Below are 15,548 nucleotides of genomic sequence, written 5' to 3' on the forward strand. Positions count from 1 at the left end.
CGTGACACTGCCCGTCCTGCCGCCGGTGCGCCCGATGCTCTCCAAGGCGGTGCCGGTCATCCCCGACGGCGGGTCGTACGAGCCCAAGTGGGACGGCTTTCGCTCCATCTGGTTCAAGGACAGCGACGACGTCGTCTTCGGCAGCCGCAACGAGCGACCGCTGACGCGGTACTTCCCCGAACTGGTCGACGCGGCGGTCGCCGAGTTGCCCGACCGCTGCGTCGTCGACGGGGAGATCGTCATCGCCACCGAACGCGGTCTGGACTTCGACGCGCTCCAGCTGCGGATGCATCCAGCGGCGTCACGGGTGCGGCTGCTCGCCGAGCAGACGCCCGCCTCCTTCATCGCCTTCGACTTGCTGGCCCTCGGCGACGACGACTACACGGGGCGGCCGTTCACCGAGCGGCGCGCCGCCCTGGTGGACGCGGTGGCCGACTGCCGCCCGCCGATCCACCTCACCCCGGCCACCACCGACGTCGACGAGGCCCGCCGGTGGTTCGACGACTTCGAGGGGGCCGGGCTCGACGGCGTGATCGCCAAACCACTCGACGGGACGTATCAGCCGGACAAGCGGACGATGTTCAAGGTCAAGCATCAGCGCACGGCGGACTGCGTCGTCGCGGGCTACCGCCTGCACAAGTCAGGGGACGACGCCATCGGCTCGCTGATGTTGGGGCTCTACCGCGACGATGGCACCTTGGCGTCGGTCGGGGTGATCGGGGCGTTTCCGATGGCCACGCGCCGGACGCTGTTCACCGAATTGCAGCCGCTGGTAACCACATTCGAGGGTCACCCCTGGAACTGGGGCGGCCAAGACACCCCGCCGGCGTCGGTGCGCAACGCCGGCTCGCGGTGGAACGCGGGCAAGAGCCTGTCGTTCGTACCGCTACGACCCGAACGCGTCGTCGAGGTGCGCTACGACCACATGGAGGGCGACCGGTTTCGCCACCTCCCCCAGTTCAACCGCTGGCGGCCCGACCGCGATCCCCGCAGCTGCACCTACGACCAGCTCGAGGTCCCGGCGATCTTCGACCTGCGCGACATCATTCCGGGGCTGGGCGGGCGCTGAGATTCGTGCACGTGGGGCCCGACGACGGTGGAATGATCGAACGATGAAGACGACGTCCCTGGCAGCCGCGGTCACCCTCGGCGCCGCACTGCTGCTGACCGCCCCGGGTACCGCCTCGGCCTCGGTGCCCGTCGTGTTCGAGTTGACGGGCACGTTCGCCGACGGCGTCCAGGTGTCCTACTTCGGCGCCAACGACGAACCGATCGTCGCGGTCGCCGGGTTGCCGTGGTCGACGGCCTACGACTACGACGGCAGTGCCCGCTCGCTGGTGTTCACCGGCATCCACCCGGGCGGCGACCCGGGGACGGTGACCTGCAAGGTGTCCATCGGCGGCAAGACGCTGGTCTCCCACACCAACAACGCACCCAGTGCCGCGGGCGTCGGGGCGTACTGCAACGTCGTCGACCTCGGTTCGGGGTACCGGGGCAACTAGGCCTGCGCGTACAGGTGCACGAGCCCCGAGGCCACCGCGAAGCGCGGTCCGTGCTGGGCGTCGACGTTGGCCCTTCCCACCACCGTCGACGTGGTGCGTAGGGCCTCGGAGACGGTGCGCAGCAGTTCGTCGTCGAGCGCTCCGCCGCCGGCCAGCACCAGTGCGGGCGGCGGCTCGTCGAACGCCCGAAGACAGCGAACGATGTTGGCCGCCACGGTCTCCTGCTTCACGGCCAATCGCAGGCTGCGCCATTCCTCGGCGGCGAGCTTGTGGGAGAACGGCACCAGACCCGCGCTGCCACGGGTGCACAGCCGGCCGATCGCGTCCGCGGGCGCTGGGCTGTCGAGGAACAGCCGGCGGCCGTCTTCCTCGTGGGCCACGTGCGGACCTTCGACCCGTAGGGCCGGCGTCCGCTTGACCCGTTCGGCCAGTGCGCGGGGAATGCCGAGCACCCTGGCCACCGCCGTCGTGATGGCCTCACCCGCGCCGGCGGCCGTCACCTCCCGGTCGTCGCCGATGAGATCGACTGTGCCGCCGCCGATGTCGCAGACGACGGTGCCAGGCGGCAATCCCGGGGTGGTACGTGCCCCCACGGCGGCGGCCGCGGGCTCCCCGGCGACGGTTCGGCTCGGACGCCCAGTGAGCCGTGCCAGAGTCTCCGCAGCGTCGGTGACCAGGTCGGCGGCGAGCAACGCGACGACCGTCCCGCGGGTGTCGGCCACGCCGCGCCGCAACCAGGCTCCGTCGTCGATCGACGACAGATCGGTGAAGAACGCGTCGTCCACGGCCAGTCCGTCGCGCGCGGACCGGACCGCCTTCAACCGCACTTCGACGACGTTGCCCGGGGGTGCGAGTCGCAGGACGACGTGTGCCTGTGCGGGTGAGTACCGCACCACCTCACCGTCGACCGTGCAGTCGACGTAGTCGTCGTCGACGGCGGGTGGTTCCGGCGGACCGGTTCGCGGCGTGACGGCCAGGGCGGGGGAATCGGCCAGCTCCCTGGTGAATTCGGCGACCTTGGCAATGCGGTCATGACCCAACTCGAGGGCGACGCACAGTGCGATCGGGTCGGCCATGGCCCGGTAGGCGCGGCCTTCGGCGACGACCTCGACGGCGATCAGCGCCCCCGGTTCGACGTCGTCGAGCGCGACCTCGTCGACCACCGGAACGTCGACTGAGATGCGATTGCGGATCAGCACCGCGTCGTCCTGGGCGGCGATCACCCCGACGACGTTCCAGCCCCGCGCCACCGCCGCGTCGATCTCCCGTGCCGCGACCTCGAAGTCGGTCGCTGCGTCCACCGACACGACGGCCGGACCCGCGACGACGTCGCCGCGCAGAATGCCGAGCGGGCGGTGCCGTCCCACACCGAACCCGGTTCCCGCGGGAGTGCTCGCGTCGACGGCGCGCAGGCTCCGCACAGGCGAGCGCGGGGACGACGGCGGCGGCAGCGGAGCGGTCGCCGTGTCCACCGGTCGCAGGGCGGCCAGCAGCACCTCGTCGACCTCGACACCCGCCTCGACCTGCAATTTGTGCAGCAGCGCCGCGGCACCCTCCAGGGACTCCACGGAACCCTTGCGGCCGCGGGTGGGCGCCTGCCCGTGGACCACCCGTTCCACGACCTGGCCGCTGACGCGTGCGACGACGATCTCGGTGGTGTGGTTGCCGACGTCCACCCCGGCCACCACGACCGTCACCGCAGCAGGCCTCGGCGGGCGTAGACGGCGGCGGCCTGGCGCACCAACTCCGCGCACCGCGCGGCGCCACGCGCCTCCAGTGAGGCTCGCAGCGCCTCTAATTCCTCGGCGGTGGAGCGATGGGGACGTAGCGCCTCGTAGAGACCCATGACGTCTTCGTCGTCGATGAGCGCGAGTTCGGCTGCGCGCAGGAAGTTCTCGGCCAGTTGCGGGTTGCCGCCCTCTTCGGCGACGACGGCCTGGTGCGCCAGCGTGGCCGGGTCCATTCGCAGATCGGCCAGGGTCAGATTGCCGTCGACCGCGGCGGCGACGGTGAAGTCCTCTGGCTTCATCGGCTCATCCGGACGGTCATGGGTGGTTGGCCCGGCTCGCTCGCCTCGCGCTCCAGGGCCACCAGCGCAACGGCCCGTGCGTGGTAGCGAGCGGAGATGGATTCGTCGGTACCACCGGTGAAGATCGGTATCGGAGCCATGCCCTTGGCGTGCCGCGCCGCGTTCTTGCCCAACTCCCGGTACATCCGGTCGGTCAGCAGCGGCGCCACGCTGAACAGCTCCAGATTCGCCAGGGGCGCCAGGTCACGACGGTGGATGAGCGCGGTTCCCTTGCCCTGCAACCCTATTCCGATACCCGATCCGGACAGCCGGGCGGCGGTCAGTCCGATCATGCCGACGTCGATCGTGGAGCGAATCCGAACCAGGCGGGGCACGCAGCCTTCCTCCTCGAGACCGGCCGAGATCTGGCGCAACACCTCGCCGACGGTGAGACCGCACAGCGAGAGCCACACCGACCGTCCGAGGGCAGGGGAGAGTCCGATGCACACCTCGCGGGGATCGCTTCCCTGCCGGGCGATCTCGACGTCGTCGAAGCCGACGTGGCCGTGATGCTCGGCCTGGTCGGCAGTCAACTCGTCGGCCGTGCGTGCCTGGCGGATCGCGTCGATCTCGGCGCGCCGCTGCGCGGTCAGCGCATAACCGGTACCCGGACCGCGGTAGTCGTTGGGATCGGTGATCTTCGACAGCACCCGGAACTCGTCGTCGAAGATGGCCGAGGTCTGCAGCTGGTCACCGCGCAGCCGTTCCCGGGTGAGGGCCATGATGGCGTCGGCCTCGGCGTCGTATCCGGTGCGCTTGAGCGAGGCGACGACGTCGAACACCGTCAACTGCTTGGCTTCGATGGCGGTGGCCGCCTCGGCGACGGCCTTGGGGTCACCCTTGTCCAGATCGCGAGAACCGTTGGCCACCACCACCGCGTCGACGCGCTCGTCGTCGAAGTCGGCCAGGCCGAGGTCGCGGTAGACGGCCTGCACGGCCGTGGCCGCGCGCCGCCGCACACGCGCCAGGTGCTCGACCGGAACGGTGCGCAGGCCGCCGTCGACGCCCCAGTCGCGTTGCAGCACCAGGAAGTCGTCCATGTCGTCGGAGTTGAAGTTCGACAGCGCAAAGGCGTTGTCGTAGCGCGGGATCGACCCAAAGCCCGAGAAGATGAAGTCGGCCCCGGCCAGCAGCACCGGCAGGGTGTGGGCGCTACGCCGCACGTCGGACTCGGAGATCAGATTGTCGTTGCCTGCACACGATTCGAGGTCACGCAGCATGACCATCAGATTCTCGGCGAGCAGTTCCTTCATGCCGTCGGGCACCGAGGCGACCACGCCGACGCCGTCGATGCCGCCGTTCTGAACGCCCTGGGAGCCCAGCGCCCTGGCCAGCGACACGCAGCGCGACTCGAGGTAGAGGATGGAGCACTTCTCGGCCGCACCCATCAGCACCTCGGCGCCACCGCCACTGGTCACCCGCATCTTGAGCCCGCGCGAGGCGTAGGCGGAGGTCAGGATGGCCTTGGAGAACGGGGTGTCGTCACCGTCGACGAAGACCTGCTCGGTGCCGTAGAGGGAGATGGTCTCGGCGTAGCTGGTGAGCCCTCGCAGGCCGAGTCGCAGCTCCAGCGCCTCCTCGATGGAGCACTGGGCCATCGCACCCGGGACGCCGACCTGGCTGCCGATCAGCAGCGCGACCGCGTTGGACGGCGCGTCGCCGAGCACCGGCACCGTGGTCTCGACCTCGCGGAAGCCGTAGGCGACCGCGCTGGCCGCGTCGGCGGCGATGAGCAGCGGATCGTCGAGCTGATTGGTCACGTGGGCCTGATTGCTCGGCGTGCGCCGGGCCCGCATCCGGGTCATCGCCATCTGCATCTCCACCGGGGAGAGCAGCGCCACCACGCGCGCCAACTTGGCGGGGGTGAGGCCCGCAACGAGGCGCACCACCTCGGCGCGCGGCACGGTGAAGTCGACGATCATGCGGGCCAGCGCCTGGTCGTCGACCGCCATGGCCTCCTCGGCCACGTCGAGGTCCAGCCCGTAGAGCGCGATGAACTCGTCGATGACGTCGAACTGGTCGACCGACTTGCCGTCCAGTTCGACGACGCGCCTGCCCTCGGGCCCGTCCCCAACCACGAGCGACGGCACCGGGTCGAACGGGCTGGCCATCGCGACCAGCCCGAGGTCGGGGTTGGTGACGCTGAACCCGTCGAGGTTGACGGGCTTGGCGTCGAGGATGCGCATCCGGCCTTGGTCGAGGTCGGCGGTGCGGTCCTCGGCTACGCCGCCTGAGTCGTCGTCCACGACGGGTACCGCCCTAGTCTCGTACTGCGTTGTCCTCGTACACGATTCGACCGATCAAATCGTACCGTCGCGGGTCGCGCAATTTGAAGTACAGCGCCATCGCCGCACCGAAGACGAACAGCACGACCACAATCCACGGCGTCAGCTTGAACAGCAGGGTGCCCGATGCCGCGCCCGCGGCCGCATCCTTGTGCTCCCAGAGCAGGTAGACGACGTACAGCATGCCGATGCCGCCAAGCAGGGGCGCCAGGAACGTCTTGAACCAGTGGGCGCTGGAGGGGTGGTTCTTGTGGAAGTGGAAGTAGGCGATCACGGCGAAGGCACACAGCGACTGCACCACCAGGATTGCCATCGTGCCGAGGATGGCGAGCAGTGTGTACATGTGGATGTAGGGATCCATGCCTGCGAAGAAGAACGCCAGGATCAGCACGAGCGTGATGCCGGTCTGGACGAACGACGCGATGTGCGGCGAGCCGTGCGTGGGATGGGTGGCGCCGATCGACTTCTGCAAGCCCTTCGACAGACCCTCGCGGCCCATGGCGTAGAGGTAGCGCGACGCGCAGTTGTGGAAGGCCATGCCGCAGGCGAACGAGCCCGTCACGAGCAGGATGTTGAACAGCGTGATGGCCCACTCGCCGTAGGTGGTGCGGACGTTGCCGAAGAAGATCTCCGACGAGGTGTCGGCGCTCTGGGCCAGCTGTACGGACTGCTCGGGTCCGGTGCCCGCGATGGCCATCCACGACACGAAGACGTAGAAGAGGCCGACGCCAAGCACGCTGATCATGGTGGCGCGCGGGATGATTCGCTTCGGGTCCTTGGACTCCTCGCCGTACATCGCGGTGGACTCGAACCCGACCCACGACCAGAAGGCGAAGAACAGTCCCAGGCCGGCGCTGGCGCCGGCGACCGCAGCGGGGGTGAACGCGCCGATGGGGTTGAGGGTCTCGGCGACGGCGAAGCCGTCGGGGCCGCCACCCTTGAACAGCACCGCCAGCGCGCCGAGGGACAGCATGACGATCTCGGTGACCAGGAAGACGCCCAGCACCTTGGCCGTCAGGTTGACGTCGAAGTAGGTCAGGATGCAGTTGAGCACCAGCATCAGGATCGCGGGCACCAGCCAGGGCACGGTGATGTCCAGCTGCGACTTGAAGAGGTTCTGGAAGAAGAACGAGAAGATCCCGATCAGCGAGGCCTCGAACACGATGTAGGCCATGGTGATCAGAAGCCCGCTGGCCATGCCGATCACTCGGCCAAGGCCATGGGAGATGTAGCCGTAGAACGCTCCGGTGGCGGTGATGTGCTTGGCCATGGTGGCGTACCCGATGGCGAACAGGCCCAGGACGACGGTGGCGACGATGTAGCCCGCGGGCGCGTGCGAGCCGTTGCCGAAGCCGACGGCGATCGGGACGTTGCCGACCATCGCCGTAATGGGTGCGGCGGTGGCCACCGCCATGAAGATGACACCGACGGTGCCGACGGCGTTTCGCTTCAACCGTTGGACGTCACCGGTGTTCTCGTCGCGGGATACGACTTGATCGGTCATCTGGGGAGTCACCTTCCGAGGGAGCGACGTGGGGTCCGGCGGGGAACCGGTGTGCTGCGGCCCACAGTCGAACTTCCGTATATTGGCACCACCAAATAGATCGCGCAACCGTTCCGGCCGTCCATTGACAGAAATGGTCCAACCTTTTTAGGGTTGGGGCCTCGCAGCCAGCGCGTGCGCGAGACGTCTCAGGCAGGGAGTCCAGTTGTTCGACTACGGCACGTTCTCGTTCGATTCCAAGGCCCAGGTCCTCGAACAGGCGAAGAAGTACTGGAATCCCGACAAGACTCAGTTCTGGACCGACGCGGGCGTCGACCTGGTCATCGACCGCCGCGACGGATACCTGCTGTGGGACATGGACGGTCGCCAATTGATCGACATGCACCTCAACGGCGGCACGTACAACCTGGGGCACCGCAATCCGGAGATCAAGGCCGCTCTGATCGAGGCCATGGACCACTTCGACGTCGGCAACCACCACTTCCCCTCGGTGGCCCGCACCGCGCTCGCGCAGCGCCTCGTCGAGTCGGCGCCCGCGTCGATCACCAAGGTGGCGTTCGGCTCTGGCGGCGGCGAAGCCATCGACATCGCGCTGAAGAGCGCACGGCACGCCACCAAGCGCCGTAAGATCGTCTCGATCATCAAGGCCTACCACGGCCACACCGGGCTGGCCGTCGCCACCGGTGACGACCGCTTCTCCAAGCTGTTCCTCTCCGACCGGCCCGACGAGTTCGTGCAGGTGCCCTTCGGCGACGTCGACGCGATGGACCATGCTCTTGCGGCAGGCGACGTCGCGGCCGTCATCATGGAGACCATCCCCGCGACCTACGGATTCCCCCTCCCCCCACCGGGATATCTCGAAGCGGTCAAGGAACTCACCGAACGCCACGACACTCTCTACATCGCCGACGAGGTGCAGACGGGTCTCATGCGCACCGGCGAGATGTGGGGCATCACCAAGCACGGCATCGAACCCGACATCATGGTCTCCGGCAAGGGCCTCTCCGGCGGCATGTACCCGATCACCGCGGCCATGCTCGGTGACCGCGCCGCACAGTGGCTCGACGAGGACGGCTTCGCCCACATCTCGACCTTCGGCGGCGCCGAACTCGGCTGCGTGGCCGCCATCAAGACCCTCGAGATCACCAGCCGCCCCGAAGTGCGGGACAACGTGCACGCGATCACCGACGTGTTCGCCGCCGGATTGGCCCGCATCCAGGCCGACAACCCGGACTGGTTCGTCGGCATCCGGCAGAACGGGGTCATCATCGGACTGGAGTTCGACCACCCCGAGGGTGCGAAGTTCGTGATGCGCGAACTCTACGAGAACGGCGTGTGGGCGATCTTCTCCACGCTCGATCCCCGTGTGCTGCAATTCAAGCCGGGCCTGCTCATGACTCGCGAACTGTGCGACGACGTGCTAGAACGCTTGGACGTGGCGGTCGGCAAGGCTGCCGTGGCAGCAAAGGCGGGGTGAGTTGTGGGCGATCTGGGCGATTCCTTCGTCTCCGACGACTCCGGTGATCTGTTCGTCTCCGACGACTCCGGTGATCTGTTCGTCTCCGACGAACGTGACGTCGCGAGGGCCGCGCTCTCCGAATACGATCATCCCACCCACGCCAGCCTGCGCCTGCTGAATCTGTCCGAGAACGCCACCTACGAAGTCGTCGACGACGACACCGGGGTTCGGTCCATCCTGCGCGTCCACCGCAAGGGTTACCACAGCCGGCCCGAGATCGAGTCCGAGCTCGACTGGCTCGACGCGTTGCGCCGCACCGGGAACGTCACCGTCCCCGTCGTGCGCCCCGCCCGTGGCGGCGCCCGGGTGGTGTCGGTCGACCAGGGCGGGACCACCCGCCACGTCGTGCACTTCGAGATGGTCGCCGGCACCGAGCCCGACGAGAAGGCGCTCACCACTACGGATTTCCACACCCTGGGCAGCATCACCGCGGCCCTGCACGACCATTCGACGACGTGGTCCCGCTCCGAACGGTTCAAGCGGTTCAGCTGGGACTGGCAACACAGCCTCGGTGATCGACCACGGTGGGGTCGATGGGAGGACGCCACCGGGGTGGGCGAGGCCGAGCGCCGCGTCCTCGACCCGGCCCGGGATCTGCTCGAGCGTCGGCTCGAGGAGTACGGCACCGGCCCCGAGGTATTCGGGCTGGTGCACGCCGACCTCCGACTGGCCAACCTGCTCGTCGACGGCACCGGTGCCGATCGCAAGATCACGGTGATCGACTTCGACGACTGCGGATTCGGTTGGCACTTCTACGACTTCGGCACTGCGGTGTCGTTCTTCGAAGACGATCCCGCGGTGCCCGAATGGCAGGACGCCTGGTGCGCGGGGTATCGCACCCAACGCCCGCTCGCCGCGTCCGACGAGGCGATGCTGCCGTCGTTCGTCCTGCTGCGTCGGTTGCTGCTGCTGGCGTGGATGGGCTCGCACGGCCACTCCAAGGAATCTCAGGCCATGTCCATCACCTACGCCAAGGGCAGCTGCGAGCTCGCCGAACGCTACCTGCAGTCCGACGGCCTACGGTTGGCCTGATGCCCCACCCCCAGACGCACCAAGCCCGCGAGCACTAGTCCAAAGCCATTGAGAGGCACCACATGTTCCAGTCACTGCAAGGTCGCACGGCCATCGTCACCGGCGGCAGCCGCGGCATCGGGCGCGGCATCGCCGAGACGTTCGCAGCCGCGGGGGTCAACGTCGTCATCACCGGCCGCAGCCAGGTCGACGTCGACGCCGCCGTCACCGCACTGTCCAGTGCGCCCGGCACGGTGAGCGGTGTGGCGGCCGACGTCACCAGTCCCGAGGACTGCAAGAAGGTCGTCGCCGCGGCACTGGAACGCCACGGAGGACTCGACATCGTGTGCGCGAACGCGGGGATCTTCCCGTCGGCCAGGCTCGAAGACCTCACCCCCGAGGATCTCGAAGAGGTGCTCGGCGTCAACTTCAAGGGCACGGTGTACATCATCCAGGCCGCACTCTCGGCGCTGACCGCCAGCGGCCACGGCCGCGTCGTCGTCACGTCGTCGATCACCGGTCCGTACACCGGCTACCCGGGATGGTCACACTACGGGGCCAGCAAGGCCGCCCAGCTCGGGTTCATCCGCACCGCAGCAATGGAACTGGCGCCCAAGAACATCACCGTCAACGCCGTGCTGCCCGGCAACATCATCACCGAGGGCCTCGTCGAAATGGGCCAGGACTACATGGACCAAATGACCGCGTCCATACCTGCGGGACGACTGGGCACGGTGGCCGACATCGGCAATGCCGCGCTCTTCTTCGCCACCGAAGAGGCCGGCTACGTCACCGGACAATCCCTGGTCGTCGACGGTGGGCAGATCTTGCCCGAGTCTCAGGCCGCGATCGCCGAACAGTAGGTCGGCGAGCGGCTCGTCGTGCCTTGGGCCCTAGAATTGGTCTAGCCGAATATCGAGCGGGGGTCACTGTTGTCGAAGTCGACCGAGGAACTGCGGCGTCGCATCGTCGCCGACATCAACGCCGGCACCCCCGGCTCGAAGCTCGGCAGCGAACGCGACCTCGCCGAACGGTATTCGACGAGCCGCTCCAGCCTGCGCCAGATGCTCGCCGCGCTGGAGGAGGCGGGCCTCGTGCACCGCGTCATCGGTCGCGCAGGTGGCATCTTCATCAGCCACGCGCAGGTGCAACGCAGCCTGGCCAACGTGGTGGGGGTGCCCGCCTTCCTCGCCAACCAGGGCTACGTCGCCGGCACTCGCGTGCTGGCCACCAAGATCACCGCACCGGACCGCACCACCCAGTCGGCGCTGCAGATCGGCGCATCGGATCCGATCGTCGAGATTCAGCGCGTCCGGCTGGCCGACGGCTCCCCCATCTCACTGGAGCTGGCGCAGTTTCCCGCGGCGTCGTTTCCCGGGCTGTTGGAGAAGCAGCTCGGCGGGTCGATCTACGAGATCCTCGAGAACGACTACGGACTGGTGACGTCGCGCGCCGACGAGCGGATCGAGGCCGTCAACGCCACCCCGGACGAGGCCTCGCTGCTGGCCGTCAAGACGCGATCGGCCCTGCTGCTGATCACTCGCGTCACCTACGACCAGAACGACGTGCCGTGCGAGTTCTCCCGCGACCTGTTCCGCGGCGACCGGACCCGGCTCGGTGTCACCGTGCAGGGCCGCGGCATCGGAGTGCAGTCGCCCGTTGCCGCGGCGACGGTGGCCCTGCACAGCTAGCGCGAGACGATGACCTCCGCGGGACGATTCGCCCCCAGCCCGTCGGCCGATCTGCACGTCGGGAATCTGCGCACGGCCGTCCTGGCCTGGCTGTTCGCCCGTTCCACCGGACGGCGCTTCCTGGTACGCGTCGAGGATCTCGACGATCGCGCCAAGGACGACGTCGCCCGGCGCCAGCTCGACGACCTGGCCGAGATCGGGGTGACGTGGGACGCGCCGCCCGAACGTCAATCCGACCACGAGGCCCGCTACGACGGGATAGTCGACGAGCTCACCGCCCGGGGCATGACCTACGAATGTCATTGCAGCAGAAAGGACATCCTTCAGGCACCACGCGCGCCCCACGCCCCCGAGGGCGCCTATCCCGGCACCTGCCGCGACCTCACCGACGCCGAACGGGCCCGGCGTGCGGACACCGGCCGACCACCCGCGGTGCGGCTTCGCTCTGCCGTCGCGGAGTTCACCGTCGCAGACCTGCCGCACGGCAGCTACACCGGGGTGGTGGACGACTTCGTGTTGCGCCGCGGTGACGGCGTTCCCGCCTACAACCTCGCCGTCGTGGTCGACGACGCCGCCCAGGGTGTCGACCAGGTGGTGCGCGGTGACGACCTGCTGGCGTCCTCACCGCGGCAGGCCTACCTCGGCACGCTGCTCGGCCACCCCTCCCCCAGCTACGCCCACGTTCCCCTCGTGCTCAACGCCGACGGCAAGCGGCTGGCCAAACGCGACGGCGCCGTCACCCTCGCCGACATCGGGGTGGAGCTGACGCTGCGCCAGATCGCCGCATCGCTGGGGTACGCGGCCACGACGGTGGCCGGCATGCTCGCCGAGTTCGATCCGGCCCGGCTGCCACGGGAACCTTGGATTTACCAGCCCGGCTGAGGAAAACCCTGTGCGGGTCGGCGTCGGGTTGGTAACTTCCGCCGGTGTTCGGATACTTCCGGCGAGCGATGCTCGCCGTCCTCGTCGTCGCTGCGGTCATTCTCGGCTCGGCCGCCTGCGGGTCCTCCGACAAGTCCACAGACCCGATCAAGTCCTCGGGCGTGTTGCGCGTGGGCACCGAGGGCGTCTATTCGCCGTTCAGCTACCACGACCCGGCCACCGGTGAGCTCGTGGGCTACGACGTCGACGTCGCCAAGGCCGTCGGCCAGAAGCTCGGCGTAAAGGTCGAATTCGTCGAAACGCCGTGGGATTCGATGTTCGCGGCGCTGGAGGCCGACCGCTTCGACGTGGTGGCCAACCAGGTGACCGTCAACCCCGAGCGTCAGGCCAAATACGACCTGTCCCAGCCCTACACCGTCGGCGAGGGCGTCATCGTCACCCGCGCGGGTGACGACTCGATCAAGAGCCTGGCCGACCTCAAGGGCAAGACCGCGGCGGAGAACGCCACCAGCAACTGGTCGGAGGTCGCCCGCAAGGCCGGCGCCAACGTCGAGTCCGTGGAGGGTTTCACCCAGGCGATCACGTTGCTCAACCAGGGCCGCGTCGACGTGGTGATCAACGACAGCATCGCCGTCTACGCCTACCTCGCCGAGACCGGCGACAAATCGGTCAAGATCTCGGGCAAGGTCGGGGAGAAGAGCGAGCAGGCATTCGCCGCTCGCAAGGACAGTGGCATGCTGCCCGAACTCGACAAGGCCCTCGGCGAATTGCGCGCCGACGGGACCTTGACGTCCATCTCGCAGAAGTACCTCAAGACCGACGCAACGGGCACGCCGCCGTCGACGCCGATCCGTGCGGCAGGAGTCTTGCGGGTGGGCACCGAAGGTACGTACTCGCCGTTCAGCTACCACGACCCGGCGACCGGGCAGCTCGCCGGCTACGACGTCGACGTCGCCAAGGCCATCGGCGAGAACCTCGGCGTGCGAGTGGAATTCGTCGAGACACCCTGGGATTCGATCTTCGCCGCACTCGAGGCAAATCGCTTCGACGTGGTCGCCAACGAAGTCACCGTCACACCGGAACGTCAAGCCAAGTACGACCTGTCCGAACCCTATTCGGTGGGCGAGGGAGTGATCGTCACCAAGGCCGACGACGACTCGATCAAGAGCCTGGCCGACCTCAAGGGCAAGACGACGGCACAGTCGATCACCAGCAACTGGGCCCAGGTCGCCCGCAATGCCGGTGCCACCGTGGAGTCGGTGGAGGGCTTCTCCCAAGCGATCACGCTGCTCAACCAGGGCCGCGTCGACGCCACCGTCAACGACAGCATCGCCGTGTACGCCTACCTCGCCGAGACCGGCGACAAGTCGGTGAAGATCGCGGCCAAGACCGACGAGAAGAGCGAGCAAGCGCTCGCCGCGCGCAAGGACAGCGGGTATCTGCCCGAGCTCAACGGCGCCATCGACTCGTTGCGGTCCTCTGGCAAGCTCGCCGAGATCTCGCAGAAGTACCTCAAGGCCGACGCCACCGGCGCCGGACAGGCGGGGCAGGCTCCGCAAACCGGAGGCGCGCAGCAGAACGCGCCACCTCAGGCCCGCTCGGCGTGGCAGTTGATCCTCGACAACCTGTGGCCGTTGGCCAAGGCCGCCATCACCGCGACCATCCCGCTGACCATCATCAGTTTCGCCCTGGGTCTGGTGATCGCCCTGGCGGTGGCGCTGGCCCGTCTGTCGCCGAACGTCGTCCTGACCAACGTCGCACGGTTCTACATCTCGATCATCCGCGGCACCCCCTTGCTCGTGCAGCTGTTCATCGTGTTCTACGCGCTCCCGCAGCTCGGGGTGAAGATCGACCCGTTCCCGGCGGCGGTGATCGCATTCAGCCTCAACGTCGGCGGCTACGGGGCGGAGATCATCCGCTCGGCGATCCTGAGCATCCCCAAGGGGCAATGGGAGGCTGCCGAGACGATCGGCTTCAACTACGTTGGCGCACTGAGGCGCATCATCTTGCCTCAAGCCGCGCGAGTGGCGGTGCCGCCGCTGTCCAACACGTTGATCTCGTTGGTCAAGGACACGTCGCTGGCGTCGACGATCCTGGTCACCGAGCTGCTGCGGCAAGCTCAGATCGTCGCGGCGCCGACGTTCGAGTTCTTCGCCCTCTACGGCACGGCCGCGGCGTACTACTGGGTGATCTGCCTGGTGTTGTCGTTCGGCCAGGGCCGCCTGGAACACCGACTGGAGAGGTACGTGGCGCGATGAGCGAGCAGGCAACGGACGACGTCGAGTACCGCGTCGTCGCCGAGGGCGTACGGAAGGCGTTCGGCGACAACGAGGTGCTCAAGGGTGTCTCGTTCACCGTCGAGCGCGGCACGGCCACCGCCATCATCGGCCCGTCGGGGTCGGGCAAGACGACCTTGCTGCGCACGCTCAACGCCCTCGACCGGGCCGACGCCGGGGTGATCCGGGTCGACGACGTCGAGATCGACTTCTCCACCCCGACACCAAAACCGGAGATCCGCCGCTTCCAGTCCCGCAGCGGCTTCGTGTTCCAGGGTCACAACCTGTTCCCCCACAAGACGGTGCTGCAGAACGTCATCGAGGGACCGGTGATCGTGCAGAAGCGATCTAGGGACGAGGCCGTCGCCGAGGCGGTGGTGCTGCTCGATCAGGTCGGCCTGGCCGAGAAGCAGGACCAGTATCCGTTCCAGTTGTCCGGGGGTCAGCAGCAGCGCGTGGGCATCGCCCGCGCGTTGGCGCTCAAGCCCAAGCTGGTGCTGTTCGACGAACCCACCTCCGCGCTCGATCCCGAATTGGTCGGCGAGGTGCTGTCGGTGATCAAGGATCTCGCCGTGGAGGGGTGGACGCTGGTGATCGTCACCCACGAGATCCAGTTCGCCCGGCAGGTGTCCAGCCAGGTGTTGTTCACCGATCGGGGTGTCATCCTCGAGCAGGGCACCCCCGCCGAGGTGATCGGCGATCCGAAGGAAGAGCGCACCCGCCAATTCCTGGACCGCATCCTCAACCCGCTGTAGGTCCCCTAACCCTGCCCGCGAGCAGACGCTAACCTGCGCGACACTCCGAGATTTC

Annotated in this window: 13 protein-coding genes and 1 pseudogene; 10 read left to right on the forward strand and 4 right to left on the reverse strand. The window is 67.9% G+C overall.

Going from position 1 to position 15,548, the window contains the following annotated elements; translation table 11 throughout:
- Position 1: 1 nt before the first annotated feature.
- Both H7K45_RS18160 and H7K45_RS18165 read left to right on the forward strand, forming a co-directional pair.
- Positions 2-1,069, forward strand: coding sequence for an ATP-dependent DNA ligase (locus tag H7K45_RS18160; protein ID WP_263997286.1), 1,068 nt, complete (start codon positions 2-4; stop codon positions 1,067-1,069).
- A gap of 43 nt (positions 1,070-1,112) precedes the next feature.
- Positions 1,113-1,502: a hypothetical protein gene (locus H7K45_RS18165; RefSeq protein WP_263997287.1), complete on the forward strand. Its 390-nt coding sequence runs from the start codon at positions 1,113-1,115 to the stop codon at positions 1,500-1,502.
- On the opposite strand, the gene H7K45_RS18170 is transcribed toward H7K45_RS18165, so the two are convergent.
- From H7K45_RS18170 to H7K45_RS18185, 4 genes are all read right to left on the reverse strand, one after another.
- Complete coding sequence (locus H7K45_RS18170) at positions 1,499-3,190, reverse strand: diol dehydratase reactivase ATPase-like domain-containing protein (RefSeq protein ID WP_263997547.1); 1,692 nt, start codon at positions 3,188-3,190, stop codon at positions 1,499-1,501. The two genes, H7K45_RS18165 and H7K45_RS18170, sit on opposite strands and share 4 nt — an antisense overlap.
- Positions 3,191-3,195: 5 nt before the next feature.
- Positions 3,196-3,531 (reverse strand): diol dehydratase small subunit, encoded by a 336-nt coding sequence (locus H7K45_RS18175; RefSeq protein WP_263997288.1) that lies wholly within the window; start codon positions 3,529-3,531, stop codon positions 3,196-3,198.
- Positions 3,528-5,756 (reverse strand): propanediol/glycerol family dehydratase large subunit, encoded by a 2,229-nt coding sequence (locus H7K45_RS18180; RefSeq protein ID WP_263997548.1) that lies wholly within the window; start codon positions 5,754-5,756, stop codon positions 3,528-3,530. The genes H7K45_RS18175 and H7K45_RS18180 overlap by 4 nt, the downstream gene beginning before the upstream one ends.
- Positions 5,757-5,829: 73 nt before the next feature.
- Positions 5,830-7,359: an APC family permease gene (locus H7K45_RS18185; protein ID WP_263997289.1), complete on the reverse strand. Its 1,530-nt coding sequence runs from the start codon at positions 7,357-7,359 to the stop codon at positions 5,830-5,832.
- A 205-nt stretch (positions 7,360-7,564) separates the two neighbouring features.
- Here H7K45_RS18185 and H7K45_RS18190 point away from each other — a divergent pair, with 205 nt between their 5' ends.
- From H7K45_RS18190 to H7K45_RS18220, 8 genes and pseudogenes are all read left to right on the forward strand, one after another.
- Positions 7,565-8,836, forward strand: a complete 1,272-nt coding sequence (locus H7K45_RS18190) for a class-III pyridoxal-phosphate-dependent aminotransferase (RefSeq protein WP_263997290.1) — start codon at positions 7,565-7,567, stop codon at positions 8,834-8,836.
- A gap of 75 nt (positions 8,837-8,911) precedes the next feature.
- Entirely contained in the window at positions 8,912-9,910 is a 999-nt protein-coding gene (locus tag H7K45_RS18195; RefSeq protein ID WP_263997549.1) for a phosphotransferase enzyme family protein, read from the forward strand.
- A gap of 62 nt (positions 9,911-9,972) precedes the next feature.
- Positions 9,973-10,752, forward strand: a complete 780-nt coding sequence (gene fabG, locus H7K45_RS18200) for a 3-oxoacyl-ACP reductase FabG (RefSeq protein WP_263997291.1) — start codon at positions 9,973-9,975, stop codon at positions 10,750-10,752.
- Positions 10,753-10,821: 69 nt separating this feature from the next.
- Positions 10,822-11,580 carry a GntR family transcriptional regulator gene (locus H7K45_RS18205; RefSeq protein ID WP_263997292.1) on the forward strand — a complete coding sequence of 253 codons (759 nt, stop codon included), beginning with the start codon at positions 10,822-10,824 and terminating at the stop codon, positions 11,578-11,580.
- 9 nt (positions 11,581-11,589) lie between these two features.
- Positions 11,590-12,462, forward strand: a complete 873-nt coding sequence (gene gluQRS, locus H7K45_RS18210; RefSeq protein WP_263997293.1) for a tRNA glutamyl-Q(34) synthetase GluQRS — start codon at positions 11,590-11,592, stop codon at positions 12,460-12,462.
- Positions 12,463-12,530: 68 nt separating this feature from the next.
- Positions 12,531-12,809 (forward strand): annotated as a pseudogene (locus H7K45_RS31700) (transporter substrate-binding domain-containing protein); the annotation flags it as partial.
- A gap of 438 nt (positions 12,810-13,247) precedes the next feature.
- Entirely contained in the window at positions 13,248-14,720 is a 1,473-nt protein-coding gene (locus H7K45_RS18215; RefSeq protein ID WP_372512587.1) for an ABC transporter permease subunit, read from the forward strand.
- Complete coding sequence (locus tag H7K45_RS18220; RefSeq protein ID WP_263997294.1) at positions 14,717-15,493, forward strand: amino acid ABC transporter ATP-binding protein; 777 nt, start codon at positions 14,717-14,719, stop codon at positions 15,491-15,493. The genes H7K45_RS18215 and H7K45_RS18220 overlap by 4 nt, the downstream gene beginning before the upstream one ends.
- Positions 15,494-15,548 lie beyond the last annotated feature (55 nt).

The sequence above is a fragment of the Mycobacterium yunnanensis genome, assembly GCF_025823185.1.
Lineage (GTDB): Bacteria > Actinomycetota > Actinomycetes > Mycobacteriales > Mycobacteriaceae > Mycobacterium > Mycobacterium yunnanensis.